Origin of the sequence: Variovorax sp. PAMC26660 (assembly GCF_014302995.1) — a bacterium.
In the GTDB taxonomy this organism is placed as follows: Bacteria; Pseudomonadota; Gammaproteobacteria; order Burkholderiales; family Burkholderiaceae_C; genus Variovorax.
The window spans coordinates 1,472,877-1,486,595 of record NZ_CP060295.1 but is presented as its reverse complement, the minus strand read 5'-3'; the positions used below and the strand labels follow the sequence as shown (position 1 = coordinate 1,486,595).

Here is a 13,719-nt window from a genome sequence, read left to right as displayed (position 1 = left end):
TTTCCCTCGGTTTCAGACGTCGAAGAAGGCCGTCTCGTCCGCGCCCTGCATGCGGATGTCGAAGCGATAGGTGATGGCACCGCCCTGTTCGCTGCGCTGCGCGATCAGTGTGTGGCGGCGATCGGCCGGCACGCTGTCGAGCACCGCGTCCTTCGCATTCGCCTCGGCTTCATCGCTGAAGTACACGCGCGTGAACGCATGCAGCAGCAGGCCGCGCATCAGCACGATCACATTGATGTGCGGTGCTTCGCCCGGCGTTTGCGCGCCAGGCTTGACGGTGTGGAACACGAAGCGGTTCTGCGCGTCGGTGCCCGTGCCGACACGGCCGAAGGCGCGAAAGCCCAGCGCGCGCGCTTCATCGGGCGTTTGCGGATAGCGGCCTTCGCCATCGGGCTGGCTGATCTCGACCATGGCATCGCCGATCGGATGGCCGTCGCCGTCGATCACCTGGCCTTCGAGGCGGATGCGCTGGCCGGTGGCGTTGTCCAGCGCCACGACGGCATCGAAGGGCTGGTTGAAATCGTAGCCGTACTGCGTGGCCGTGAGGCCATAGGCGAAGTAGGGGCCCACGGTCTGGGAAGGGGTCTGGCCGAAGTCGGCTTCCTGTGCGCTCATCAACATGGTGTGTGTCCTTGGCTCAGCGGTTCTCGAATGGCGTTTCATCGGCGCCGCGCAGCACCATGTCGAACTGGTAGCCCAGTGCGTAGCCTTCTTCGGTGATGTCGAGGCTGAAGTCGGCAACCAGCCGGTTGCGATAGCGCTCGGGTGTGCCGGTGATCATTGGGTCGTACTGCATCAGCGGATCGCCGGGGAAGTACATCTGCGTGACGAGGCGGCTGGCAAAGCTCTGGCCGAACAGCGACAGGTGGATGTGCTGCGGACGCCATGCGTTCGGGTGGTTGCCCCAGGGGTAGGCGCCGGGCTTGATCGTGAGGAAGCGGTAGCGGCCTTCGCTGTCGGTCAGGCAGCGGCCCGCGCCGAGGAAGTTGGGGTCGAGCGGCGCGTCGTGCTGGTCGACCTTGTGCACGTAGCGGCCCGAGGCATTGGCCTGCCAGAGTTCGACCAGCGTGTTGGCGACCGGGCGGCGATGCTCGTCGAGCACCTGGCCAGTGAGGATCATGCGTTCGCCCAGCGGCTCGCCGTTCTTGCGCGCGTTGCGCGTGAGGTCATGGTCGAACTCGCCGATGCTGTCGTGGCCGTACACCGGCTGTTGCAGCTCGCCGAGCGAAGCCTTCAGCGGGATCAGCGGCTTTAGCGGGCCGCGCTTGGCGGTGGATTTGTAGCCCGGGTAGACATAGCTGGGGTGGGCTTCCCAGTCGCGCGGGGTGAGGGTGGTGAGCGGGCCTTGCAGGCCCTGGGTCTTGGTCAACATCGATGTTGTCTCCTGTCGTGGGACGAATCCGGAAGCCCAGACTTTAGAAGCGCCATCCAATGATGTAAATTGAAGATTGATCCAGTTCCAATAACCAGCAGGCATTGAAAACCCCCACCGATCTTCGCCAGGATTTCGTGCGCAACGTGCAGCTGCGCCATCTGCGCTGCCTCGTCGCCGTGGCTCAAGAGCGCCACCTGGCGCGTGCGGCCGGGCGGCTGGCGCTGAGCCAGCCCGCGGTATCGAAGACGCTCTCGGAGCTGGAGGCCATCGTGGGCGCGCGCCTGGTCGAGCGCAGCAAGGCCGGCCGTCGCGGCGTGCAGGGCCTCACGCCGGCCGGCGAGCAATTGCTCACGCATGCGCTGCGCGTGCTCGAAGCACTGGACGCCAGCGCGCAGGCGGTGGCGCCGGCATCGGGCGAGCGCATCGAGCGCCTGCGCATCGGCGCGTTGCCGAGCGTGGCGCCGGCCCTGCTGCCGGCGGCGCTGGCGCGGCTGCGCGATGGCTGGCCAGCCGCACAGATCATGGTCAAGAGCGCTGCCAATGCCGCGTTGCTCGACGAACTGCGCGCGGGCGAACTGGACATCGTGGTGGGCCGCATGAGCGATCCGCGCCTGATGGGCGGCCTGAGTTTCGAGCTGCTGCACACCGAGCCGCTGGTGTTCGCCGTGCGCGCCGGCCATCCGCTCGCACTGAAGGCGGCATCGGTGCAGGCGGTGCTGGCTTACCCGCTCGTGGTGTACGGCGAGGGCACGATCCCGCGCCACAACACCGAGAGCTTTCTGTCGGCGCGCGGCCTCGTGTTGCCGACCAACGCGCTGCAGACGCTCGACGTGGCGGTGGCGCGTGCACTGGTGGCGGTGTCCGACGCGGTGTGGATCACGCCGCTCGGTGCCGCGCGCGGCGAACTGGCGGACGGCCGGCTGGTGCGATTGCGAATCGACACGGCCGGTACCGAAGAGCCGGTCGGCCTTCTGCAGCGCAGCGATGCCGAGCCATCGGCTTTGCGCGGTGCGATGGCGGCGCTGCTGCGCGAGGCTGCGAAGCAGCAGGGCGCGCTGCCGCCAAGGTCCAGAAGAAAGCCGCGGAGTTAGCGTGTCTCTTTCGCGAAACACCGCGGAACCGGCTTTGCCGGGCCGCTGGTGTTGCCCCCGGTAGGGGGTTGGCGAAGCGACACGAAGTGCGCGAAGACTGGGGGCGAGCCTATTTCGTTGCCCGGCGCTGCACGCAGGCCACATAGCCCTCGCCATCTGGCGGGCGACCGGCGCGCTGGCTCTCCCACATCATCTGGCCCAGGCAATCCATCGCCTCGTGATGCGCGTGCAGCAGCGAGCCGCGGCGCGCCGCCAGCAGCTCGACCGCCTGGCGGATGCCACGCGGCTGGTCGATCGAGCATTGCTCGCTGATCGACAGGTGCATCGACAGATGAAGGAACGGGTTCTCGCGGCCGTTCGATCCGTCATAGACCCGCGCGACCGCGGCGTCGGCATCGGCCAGGTCCTCGTGGTATTCGGGGTGTTCGTCGATCCATCCGGCGGCGATGGTCTCCAGCGCTTCCATCGGCAGGCCCTGCCGATGCTTGGCGTACACGTCGCAGAAAAAGCGGCGCACATCTTCCTGGGAGGGGTTGAACATATATAGATAGAAGGCAGAAAAAGAGGAGGAGAGAGCAGCAAGAAAAGGCGGCTTCGAACGCGGCTTGCGACGCGGCTGGATGTGTCGGACGTTCCGGGTACATCGCGTTACTTCGTAACGTAACGAATCGCGAAATGACCTTCTTACGAGCTGTTTCGACCTGAGGTCGACAAGCCGATTTTTAGAAAAATATTCATACGAATCAACAGGTTGCGTGGTCTGCAGCCGGTCTGGCACAAGGCGAAATAAAAGCGGCACGCAAGTTGCCCCTGTTAAGGCATCTTTTGTCACAGAGGCTGCCATGACCGCTCAACAAGCATCGACCAATTCGACCGAAGGACTTGCCGCCGCCGGCGCTGCTCCAGTGGTCATCGCCCAGGCCACCGTCACTCCGCTCGGCGCTCCCGCCGCGATGAGTTCGGCGGCACCCGCTGCAGCTGGCCCCGCCAGCATCGGCACATTATCGAATGCGACGCAGGGCGTTGCCGTGATGCGCGACGGTGTCCGCATTCCTGTCGATGGCAATCAGACGCTGGTGGCCGGTGACCGCGTGATCGTTCCGCAGGACGGCCACGCCAACGTGCTCTTTCCCGGCTCGGCCACCAACAAGGCGCCGCTGTCCGGCGTCTTCACCGGCGGCACCGATGCCACCATCGGCTCGACCAAGCTGCCGGGCGGCCTTGAACAAGTGAATGTGGATGTCGCCTCGGGCGACCTGCAAGTGACCCCACCGGACAGCGATGCCGACGCAGCCGCGCTGGCCGTGACCAAGAAGCTCGCCGCCGGCAGCGGCATCGGCCTGGGCGAATTCGCGCTGGGTGCTCTGGGTGCCGCGGCACTGGGTGCGGCGCTGAGCGGTGGTGGCGGTGGTGGCGATACCGGCATTCCGCTCCTCGTGTCCTCGGGCAACCCCACGACACCCCCGACCGGCTCCGACGCGGACGCCGATTCCGATGCGGACGCGGACGCGGATGCCGATGGTGACGCCGATGCGGATGCCGACTCGGATGCAGACGCCGATGCGGACGCAGACTCCGACGCGGATGCTGATGCCGATTCGGATGCAGACGCCGATGCGGATTCGGACTCCGACGCAGATGCCGATGCCGACTCGGATGCAGACGCGGATGCCGATTCGGACTCCGATGCGGACGCAGATGCCGACTCGGACGCGGACGCGGATGCAGACGCCGACTCCGATGCAGACGCGGATGCCGATTCGGACGCAGACGGCGACCACCTCCTCGATCCGGGCGACAGCCTCGTCCACCACGTGCTCGACGGCCTCGGCGGGGCACTCGGCCTTGGCGGCGCGCTCACTCCGGTCGGCCACGCGGTCGATGGTGTGACCGACGTTGTCGACAACGTGCTGGCTCCGCTGCTCGGCACCAACTTCACGCCGAACAACCCGAACGAGTTCGACCCGATCGACAACACCGTCGGCAACGTGACCCACCTGCTGGGCGGTGCGCTGAGCCCCGCACTCGACGGCCTGCTGGGCGCGGGTGCCACCACCGCCATCCTCGGCACGGTGCTGGGCCAGGTCGACTACCTGACCGACGCGCTGCACAACGGCCTGGAAAACCTGATCGGCGACCACGGCATCCTCAGCGGCGTGACCGGCGCCCTCGGCCTCGGTGGCGTCACCGACCAACTGCTGGGCACGCATGGCGTGGTCGGCAATGTGCTGGGCACGGTGCTCGGACCGAACAGCCTCGTGACCGGCCTGCTGAGCGACCACGGCCTGGTGGGCGGCCTGCTCGGCAGCGACGGCCTGGTGGGCGGCCTGCTCGGCGAGCATGGCGCGGTCGGCGGCCTGCTCGGCAACGTGCTGGGTCACGATGGTCTGGTCGGTGGCCTGCTCGGCAGCGACGGCGCCGTGGGCGGCCTGACCGGCGGCCTTCTGGGTGAACACGGCCTGCTCGGCGGCCTGCTCGGCGACGGTAGCGCCCTTGGCGGCCTGCTTGGCAACGACGGCCTCGTGGGCGGCCTGCTCGGCTTCAACGGCGGCCTGTCGAACCTGCTGGGCACCAACGGCGTCACCGGCGAACTGCTGGGCCACGGTGGTCTGGTCGACAGCCTGCTCGGCGAGCACGGCGTGATCTCCGGCCTGATCACCGACAGCCCGCTGGGCGGCCTGCTCGGCGAGCATGGTGTGGTCGGCGGCCTGCTGGGCGGCTCGCTCGGCGGCCTGCTCGGCAACGACGGACTGGTCGGCGGCTTGCTCGGCGACCACGGTCTGCTGGGCGGCCTGGTCAGCAACGACGGCCTGCTCGGCGGCCTGCTGGGCGACAACGGCATCGTGGGCGGCCTGCTCGGTGGCGACGGCTTGCTCGGCGGTGTGCTGGGCAACAACGGTCTGGTGGGCGGTTTGCTGGGCAACGATGGTCTGCTTGGCGGCGTGCTCGGCAACGACGGCCTGGTCGGCGGCCTGCTGGGCAGCGACGGCCTCGTGGGCGGCCTGCTGGGCGATCATGGCCTGGTCGGTGGCCTCCTGGGCAGCGGCGGCCTGCTGGGCGGTGTGACCGGCATCGGTGGCGGCCTGCTCGGACCGGACGGCCTCGTGGGTGGCCTGCTGGGCGACCATGGTGTGGTCGGCGGCCTGCTGGGCAATGACGGCCTGCTGGGTGGCGTGCTCGGCGGTGTGCTGGGTGGCATTGGCGGTGGGGGCACCGGCGCACCCGGTACGGCGCTGCTCGACCCGGTCGACAGCATCGTCGGCGGTGTGGCGAACGGCCTGAACCACGGCGTGCTCGGAGGCCTCGGCCTGGGCAACGTGCTGACCCCGGTCGTCAGCCTCACGGACCACGTGACCGACACGGTCGACGGCCTGCTCGGCCCGCTGCTCGGCACCACCTTCACGCCGAACAGCCCCAACATCCTCGACCCGGTCGACAGCGTGGTGAAGAACGTGACGGACGGCGTGAGCGGCCTGGTGAGCCCGCTGACCGACCAACTGCTCGGCGCCGGCACGACGCACGCGCTGCTGAACGCAGTCGACACGCAGGTCGACTTCCTCACCGACGGCGTGGCGCATCTGCTGAACGGCGGCCTGCTGGGCGGTGCGCTCGGCGGCGGTGCGGCGGGTGGTCTCCTCGGTGGCGTGCTGGGCAACGACGGCCTGCTGGGCGGTCTGCTTGGTGGCGACGGCGGTTTGCTCGGCGGCGTTCTCGGCGGTGACGGCGGCCTGCTTGGCGGCGTCCTCGGTAACGACGGCCTGCTGGGTGGTCTGCTTGGTGGCGACGGCGGTTTGCTCGGCGGCGTTCTCGGCGGTGACGGCGGCCTGCTTGGCGGCGTCCTCGGTAACGACGGCCTGCTGGGTGGTCTGCTTGGTGGCGACGGTGGTTTGCTCGGCGGCGTTCTCGGCGGTGACGGCGGCCTGCTTGGCGGCGTCCTCGGCAACGACGGCCTGCTGGGTGGTCTGCTTGGTGGCGACGGTGGTTTGCTCGGCGGCGTTCTCGGCGGTGACGGCGGCCTGCTTGGCGGCGTCCTCGGCAACGACGGCCTGCTGGGCGGTCTGCTTGGTGGCGACGGCGGTTTGTTGGGCGGTGTGCTCGGCGGCGGTGCCACTGGCGGCATCCTCGACGGCGTGCTCGGCGATCACGGCCTGGTCGGTGGTCTGCTGGGCAGCGACGGCCTCTTGGGCGGTCTGCTTGGTGGCGTGACCGGTGGCACCACCGGCGGCCTGCTCGACGGCGTGCTCGGCGATCACGGCCTGGTCGGCGGCTTGCTCGGTAGCGACGGCCTCGTTGGCGGTCTGCTCGGTGGCGTGACCGGTGGCACCACCGGCGGCCTGCTCGATGGCGTGCTCGGCGATCACGGACTGGTCGGCGGCTTGCTGGGCAGCGACGGCCTCGTGGGCGGTCTGCTCGGTGGCGTGACTGGTGGCACCACCGGCGGCATCCTCGACGGCGTGCTCGGCGATCACGGTCTGGTCGGCGGCTTGCTGGGCAGCGACGGCCTCTTGGGCGGTCTGCTCGGTGGCGTGACCGGTGGCACCACTGGCGGCATCCTCGACGGCGTGCTCGGCGATCACGGCCTGGTCGGCGGCTTGTTGGGCAGCGACGGCCTCGTGGGCGGTCTGCTCGGTGGCGTGACCGGTGGCACCACTGGCGGCCTGCTCGATGGCGTGCTCGGCGATCACGGACTGGTCGGCGGCTTGCTGGGCAGCGACGGCCTCGTGGGTGGTCTGCTCGGTGGCGTGACCGGTGGCACCACTGGCGGCCTGCTCGATGGCGTGCTCGGCGATCACGGACTGGTCGGCGGCTTGCTGGGCAGCGACGGCCTCGTGGGTGGTCTGCTCGGTGGCGTGACCGGTGGCACCACCGGTGGTCTGCTCGGCAGCGACGGCCTGGTGGGTGGCTTGCTCGGCGGCCTGCTGGGAGGCAGCGGCCCGGCCGCCAACATCCTTCAGCCGGTGACGGACCTGGCCTCCCATGCGACCAGCGCTGTCGCCCCGGTGGTCTCCACCGTGACGAGCGCGGCATCGGGCGCCACGGCACCTGTGACCGACATCCTGGCTGGCGCGTCCCACGCGGCTGCTCCGGTGACCGACGTGGTCAGCGGAGTGGTGAACGGTGTCGAACATGCAGTCACCCCGCTGGTGAACGATGTGCTGACCCCGATCACCAGCCTGGTCGAGCACTCGCCGGCCGGCAACGTCCTGTCGCCCGTGACGAACATCCTGCACGGCTTGCTGGGTTGAACAAGAACATCAGAAGGAGAGGGGTGAGGGAGCTGCAGCAGCAGGGACAGGCCACCACCGGCCTGTCCCTCGAAAGGATTGATATGAAAAAGAATTTCCAGATACTCGCCCTCGTTGCGATCAGCGCAAGCCTCGCGGCCTGCGTCCCTCCCAGGACCGGCCGCGACGATGCGACCTACTACTACTCGAACAAGGGCGCGAGCGCGGTGGCGAAGGTGGAACCGGCACCGCCGCCGCCGGTGCAGAACGGCCCGGCCGGCGTGTCGAAGATCGTCTACTTCGACTTCGACAAATACAACATCAGGCCCGGCGACCGCAACATCGTCGAGGCGCACGCGAGCTTCATGCGCAACCGGCCGTCGAGCCGGGTCGTGATCGAAGGCAACACCGACCAGCGCGGCGGCCGCGAATACAACCTGGCGCTGGGCCAGCGCCGCGCCGAAGCCGTGCAGCGTTCGCTCACGCAACTGGGCGTGCCGGCCGAGCGTGTCGAAGCCATCAGCTGGGGCACGGAAAAACCCGCATCTCTCGAAACCACCGAGGAGGGCTATCAGCTCAATCGCCGAGCCGAATTCAGCTACCGCTGAAGCCGGATCAACGCGATGACTTCGACGGCAGTTTCCGGTCAGCGTTCACGTCGAAGCGAGAGCAGATGACGGACGCGACCGGTTTCCCGCATTCGATCGGGGCCGAATGATGTCCTTCCCAGACCAACTCCACGCCTGCCACGAACGCCTGGTGTCAGTGTGTGCGGCGTTGCCTGCCCCTTATCCGGCCTTCACGCTGTTCTTCTCGGTCAGCGACGGTTCCCAGCGTGCACACGTCGTGCATGCGCGGGCCGCCGATTTCGAGACGGCATGGCGCGAGGGCTCCGAGATTGTCGAGCGCTGGGTGCGCGAGCGCGGCATCGTGTCGCCGTGGCTGCGCATCGACTGGGTCGAGGGCGCGAGCCCGATGGACTGGGTGCAGTTCAAGACCCAGCTCACGGCCGTCAAGCGCAATTACTTTCGCCTCGGCCTGGCCTTCGACCAGGACTTCGAGGTCGCCTTCACCGAGCAGGAGCTCAACGCCAACGCGATGCTGTGCGGCGACTCGACCATTGCGCATTCGGTGGTGAACCAGCGCAACTTCGAGGTCTATGCGCAGGCTCGCTTCGAGCGCACGCCGCCGCTGGACATGCCGACCGACCAGCCGGTCTACCTGCTGGCGATGGTGGGCATGTTCTGCCAGCCCGACGGCGTGGTGCACAAGCTCGTCGGCACGGGGCTCGATGCCGGCCGGCGGCAGATGCCGGCGTTGAATCCGCAGTCGGTGCTGGAGCTGGTGCGCAGCGGATCGTCCTACCTTGCGCGGCAGGTGCAGGCCGATGGGCTCTTCGTCTACGGCTACTTCCCGTGCTTCGATCGCCGCATCCCGACCTACGACGCGATGCGCCATGCGAGCGCGGTGTACGCGATGCTCGAAGCGTGGGAGCTGACGCGCGACGAGACCCTGCGCTCGGCCATCGACCGATCGCTCGACCATCTCACCACCTGGCTGATCCGCGACTACACGCTGGCGGACGGGGGCGAAGTCGCGTTCCTTGTCGACACCGGCGGAGAGATCAAGCTCGGCGGCAACGCGGCCTGCGTGCTCGCGCTGGTGAAGTACTGCGAGCTGATGGACACGCGCCGCTGGCTGCCGCTGCTGGAAAAACTCGCGCTGGGCATCGTGTCGCTGCAGGACCCGGCCACCGGCCGCTTCAACCATGTGCTGCACGCCACCGACCTCACGCTCAAGCAGGCCTCGCGCATCATCTACTACGACGGCGAAGCGGCCTATGGCCTCATGCGCCTGTATGGCCTGACGCGCGATCCGCAATGGCTGGCCGTGGTCGAGAAGGCTTTCGATCACTTCATCGCAAGCCAGCACTGGCAGGCGCATGACCACTGGTTGAGCTGCTGCGTCAACGAGCTCACGTACTGGAGCCCGCAAGAGAAGTACTTCCGCTTCGGGCTGCAGAACGTCGCGGGCTACCTGGACTTTGTGCTCGACCGCAAGACCACTTTTCCGACGCTGCTCGAACTCATGCTGGCGGCGCAGCAGATGCTGCAGCGGCTCGAAGGCATGCCCGCGATGCGGCACCTGCTCGACGAGCTGGACACCGAGAAGTTCTATCGCGCGCTCGACTACCGCGCGCATTACCTGCTCAATGGTTTCTTCTGGCCCGAGATGGCGATGTACTTCCGGCGGCCTTCGACCATCGTCGGTTCCTTCTTCATCCGGCACCACTCGTTCCGCGTGCGCATCGACGATGTCGAGCAGTACCTGTCGGGCTTTGCCGCCTACCACCGCTACCTGCTGGAGCGCCGTGCCCTGTCTGTTGCCAGTGGTGGAACGGGCGGCGCGGCGCCAAGGGACGACGGCCCCGCGTGGACCGCGAGCGAGATGGCGCGCGTGACCGGTGGCGAGTGGGTCGTCAAGCCCGAAGACGGCTGGCGCGCCAGCGGCGTGACGCAGCGTTCCTTCATGCGCAAGGGCCGCGTGGTGTTCGATCACCAGACGCGCCCGTCGAAGACGCCGCTCGCGGCCGTCACGCTCAAGGGCGTGCTGCAGCCCGCCGCCGCCGTGCTGTGCACCGACCCCAAGCCGCACCTGGACAAGCGCGTGCCCGTGCTCAAAGTGCAGAACGTGCTGCAGGCGGTGTTGGAACTGGGCGACCACGCGCGCGCCGAATTCACCGGCCGCGTGTGCGGTGTGCTCGGCAGCGGTGCCGGCAGCAGCACCGTGGCCGCCATGCTGGCCAATGCGTTGACCGTGTGGGGCGAGGTCGGCCAGCCTGAAGGCAACATCAGCCTGCCCTCGGGCATTGCCTGGAACATGACCTGCATGCCGCGCCACGCGGCCTACTGGGTGATGGAGATGGGCAGCTCGCACATGCCGGCCTCGGCGCAACTCGTGCGGCCTTCGCTGGTCGTGGTGACGGGGCTGTCGGCCGCGTCGCAGAAACACCGTGGCCCTTCGGAGGCCGCCGCGCGGCTCGACAGTCGCGTGTTCCAGGGCATGGCGCCCGGCGACAACGTGGTGTTGAACCGCGACATGCCCGAGTTCGCGACCTTCGCCGAAGCTGCGATGGCGCATCAGTTGCAGATCGTGACCTGCGGCGAGCACAAGGACGCCGACGTGCGCCTGCTCGCCTTCGACCACGGCGAGGTGCAGGCGCTGGTGGCGGGTGAGCCCTTCCAGTTGCGCCTGAATGCGCCGGGGCGCCACATGGGCGCGAGCGCCATTGCCGCACTCGCGGCGCTGCAGGCCCTGCGCTTGCCGCTGGCTGCCGCGGTCGAACCCTTCGCGCACTTCGAGCCGCCGGGCGGACGCGGTGCGCTGCACACCATTCACATCGGCGGCGGAAGCTTCAAGCTGATCGATGAAACCTATGACGCCAACCCCAGCTCGATGCGGGCGGCGCTCGAATTGCTGTCACAGGCCCCCTGCGAACCCGCGCGGCGCGTCGCCATTCTTGGCGATATGCAGGAACTAGGGCCCGCCGCCCAGCGGCACCACCTCGATCTCGAGGCGGAGCTGCTGGCTTCTCAACCGGACCGCGTGCTGTTGTGCGGTCCGCTGATGCGCGCATTGCATGCGCGCATTCGTACCAAAGTTCGCTCGCATTGGTTCGTCGATGTGTCGGACCTTTCCACCGCCCTCGGCGGCCTGCTGCAACCAGGCGACTGGGTGCTGGCGAAGAGTTCGGCGGGTGTCGGTCTTTCCCGACTGGCCCGGGTTCTGAAAGCACTGCCATGAACATGAGATGGAACGCCCTCCTGCATTCGCCCTTTGAACGCGAGGCGCAACTGCAACCGCAGCAACGCCGATGGTGGCTGGGCTGGCTCCAGTTGTTTTGCGCGTGGGTGCTGTGCATGCTGCTGTGCGCCAACATCGCGCTCGTGCTCGCACAGGGTTTGCCCCATGAAGCGAAAGAAATGACAGTGGGAAAACCGGTCGGCTGCATGGTCAGGGGAGCGGCCACGCCATCCGATTCGGGTGCTTCGATCCATGGCGCGCAAGTCGATCCGATGAAGAGGCGAACGCTTCCGTGCTGAGCCGCACGGAGACTGAATTTTTGCCTTGTAACAGCCGGGTAACAGTTGATAATGACGCAGGCGTCATTGCACGACGGATCGGCTTTTTCCCATGATCAAGTTTCTCTTGCCCAGTCAGTTGGTTGCCGAAACGCCAGACGAGCCTGGTGCCAGCCCCTATGCGGGCGCGTTGCATGAATCGTTTCGCGAGGCCTATCCGCTGGTCAAGGGCGCTGCGTGGCGCTCGCTGCCCATCAGCCTGTTCGGGCTGCTGCCTTCCATCTTCCTGCTGCAGGTGTACGACCGCGTGCTGTCGCGCAGCGGCACCTCGACGCTCGCCGCGCTGGTGAGCGGCATCTTTTTCTTTCTGTGCATCGAGTTCTGGTTGCGCACACGGCGCTCGCGCCTGCTGCGCAATGCGGGCGCGATCATCGACCACGGTGTGTCGGGCGCCTTGCTCAATTCGATGCTGGCGCGTCCGCTGCGCGCGCTCGAAGCGCGGCCCGCGTCGTCCTGGCAGCTTTACTTTCGCGACGTGGGTTCGGTGCGCGGCACCGTCACCGGCGGGCTCGCGCAATCGGTCTTCGATTTGCCGATGGCGGTCTTCGCGCTCGTGGTCATCGGCATCGTCGCGTTGCCCGTGCTGCCGGTGGTGGCGCTGTTCCTTGCGATCATGTCTTTCCTTGCGTGGTGGTGGGCCGATGAGGTGCGCGCCGGCCGTGTGGAGGAAGTGCAGCGCGGCCGCGGCCTGGACCGCATCACCTCCGAGATCTGCCATGCGCGCGAGACGCTGAAGACGCAGTCGAACGACGGCCCCACCATCGAGATGTGGCGCCAGACTTACAACGCGTGGCTCACCGAGAGCTTCAGCAAGAACGGCCAGATCGAAACCGCGCGCGACGGCACGACGGTGCTGCTCACGGTGTTCTCGGTCATCGTCGTCACTGTCGGTGCGATCTCGGTGATGGAGCAGTGGATGACTGTGGGCGGCCTCGTCGCCTCGAACATGCTGGCACTGAAGGCGCTGCAGCCGGTGGCCGGGCTGGTGTCGAACTGGCGCTCTCTGGCCACTGCGAAGGAAGCCGCCAAGCGGCTCGAAACCGTGCTGCGCGAGCCGGTCGAAAAGCCTTCCACCGGCATGACGCTGCCGCAGCCGCTGGGCCGCGTCACGCTCAAGGACGTGAGCTTCAGCTTCACCGAATCCGCGCAGAAGCCCGTGCTGGAAAACGTCGATCTCGACATCGGCCCTGGCGGGCTGCATGTGATCGTCGGGCGCAACGGCGCGGGCAAGTCCACGCTGGTGAAGCTCATCTCGGGCCTGTACACGCCGACGCGCGGCACCGTCAACATCGGCGAATACGACCTCTCGCAGTTCGGCCGCGAAGAGCTGTCGCGCTGGATCAGCTACCTCTCGCAAGAGGTCTACTGGTTCGGCGGTGCGCTGGTCGACGTGATGCGGCGCGGCGCCCCCGGCCAGAGCGACGAGCAGATCGTCGCGGCCTGCAGGCTCTCGGGCGCGCACGACTTCATCTCGCGCCTGCCCGATGGCTACCGCACCGTGGTCGGCGAAGGCGGCACCGGCTTTTCGGTGGGCGAGCGGCGCAAGCTGGCGCTGGCCATGAGCTTCCTGCGCAAGCCCTCGGTGCTGGTGCTCGACGAGCCCAGCAACGACCTCGATTTCCAGAGTGAGCGCAACCTGCTCGCCACCATGCTCGCGGTCGCCAAGGTGCGCACCGTGGTGGTGGTCACGCATTCGCTGCGCATCGTCTCCGCGGCCAGCGTGGTCTATCACGTGACCGGGCAGGGCAACGTCGAGCAGGGCACCGCCGCGGTGATGGTGCCGAAGCTGTTCGGCGTCAGGACGCCGCTGGTGGCAGTCGGCGATGCGGAAAACAGCGGCGCGGGGGCCGAGGCCTCCCGCTCCATGGCTTGATTCATGACGAGTG

The 13,719-nt window shown here is 67.7% G+C and carries 9 protein-coding genes; 6 read left to right on the top strand and 3 right to left on the bottom strand.

Annotation, left to right across the window (positions count from 1 at the left end; all coding sequences use genetic code 11):
• Positions 1–12 precede the first annotated feature (12 nt).
• Entirely contained in the window at positions 13–621 is a 609-nt protein-coding gene (gene pcaG / locus H7F35_RS07135; RefSeq protein WP_187112227.1) for a protocatechuate 3,4-dioxygenase subunit alpha, read from the bottom strand.
• Positions 622–637: 16 nt separating this feature from the next.
• Complete coding sequence (gene pcaH, locus H7F35_RS07130; RefSeq protein ID WP_410010764.1) at positions 638–1,372, bottom strand: protocatechuate 3,4-dioxygenase subunit beta; 735 nt, start codon at positions 1,370–1,372, stop codon at positions 638–640.
• Between the two features lie 104 nt (positions 1,373–1,476).
• Between pcaH and H7F35_RS07125 the strand changes: the two genes are divergently transcribed.
• Positions 1,477–2,466: a LysR substrate-binding domain-containing protein gene (locus H7F35_RS07125; RefSeq protein ID WP_187112226.1), complete on the top strand. Its 990-nt coding sequence runs from the start codon at positions 1,477–1,479 to the stop codon at positions 2,464–2,466.
• Positions 2,467–2,575: 109 nt separating this feature from the next.
• On the opposite strand, the gene H7F35_RS07120 is transcribed toward H7F35_RS07125, so the two are convergent.
• The gene (locus H7F35_RS07120; protein WP_187112225.1) at positions 2,576–3,007 is read right to left on the bottom strand and encodes a DUF1841 family protein; all 432 of its coding nucleotides are present in this window, start codon (positions 3,005–3,007) and stop codon (positions 2,576–2,578) included.
• A 301-nt stretch (positions 3,008–3,308) separates the two neighbouring features.
• Here H7F35_RS07120 and H7F35_RS07115 point away from each other — a divergent pair, with 301 nt between their 5' ends.
• The 5 genes from H7F35_RS07115 to H7F35_RS07095 all read left to right on the top strand — a co-directional run bounded on the left by H7F35_RS07115 (position 3,309) and on the right by H7F35_RS07095 (position 13,706).
• Positions 3,309–7,712, top strand: a complete 4,404-nt coding sequence (locus H7F35_RS07115; protein ID WP_261803554.1) for a hypothetical protein — start codon at positions 3,309–3,311, stop codon at positions 7,710–7,712.
• Between the two features lie 83 nt (positions 7,713–7,795).
• A complete protein-coding gene (gene pal / locus H7F35_RS07110) occupies positions 7,796–8,299 on the top strand; it encodes a peptidoglycan-associated lipoprotein Pal (RefSeq protein WP_187112224.1) in 504 nt (167 codons plus the stop codon).
• A 106-nt stretch (positions 8,300–8,405) separates the two neighbouring features.
• On the top strand, positions 8,406–11,495 hold the full coding sequence (locus H7F35_RS07105) for a glutamate ligase domain-containing protein (protein WP_187112223.1): 3,090 nt from the start codon (positions 8,406–8,408) through the stop codon (positions 11,493–11,495).
• On the top strand, positions 11,492–11,794 hold the full coding sequence (locus H7F35_RS07100) for a hypothetical protein (protein WP_261803552.1): 303 nt from the start codon (positions 11,492–11,494) through the stop codon (positions 11,792–11,794). The genes H7F35_RS07105 and H7F35_RS07100 overlap by 4 nt, the downstream gene beginning before the upstream one ends.
• 91 nt (positions 11,795–11,885) lie before the next feature.
• Positions 11,886–13,706 (top strand): peptidase domain-containing ABC transporter, encoded by a 1,821-nt coding sequence (locus H7F35_RS07095; protein ID WP_187112222.1) that lies wholly within the window; start codon positions 11,886–11,888, stop codon positions 13,704–13,706.
• Positions 13,707–13,719: the final 13 nt, after the last annotated feature.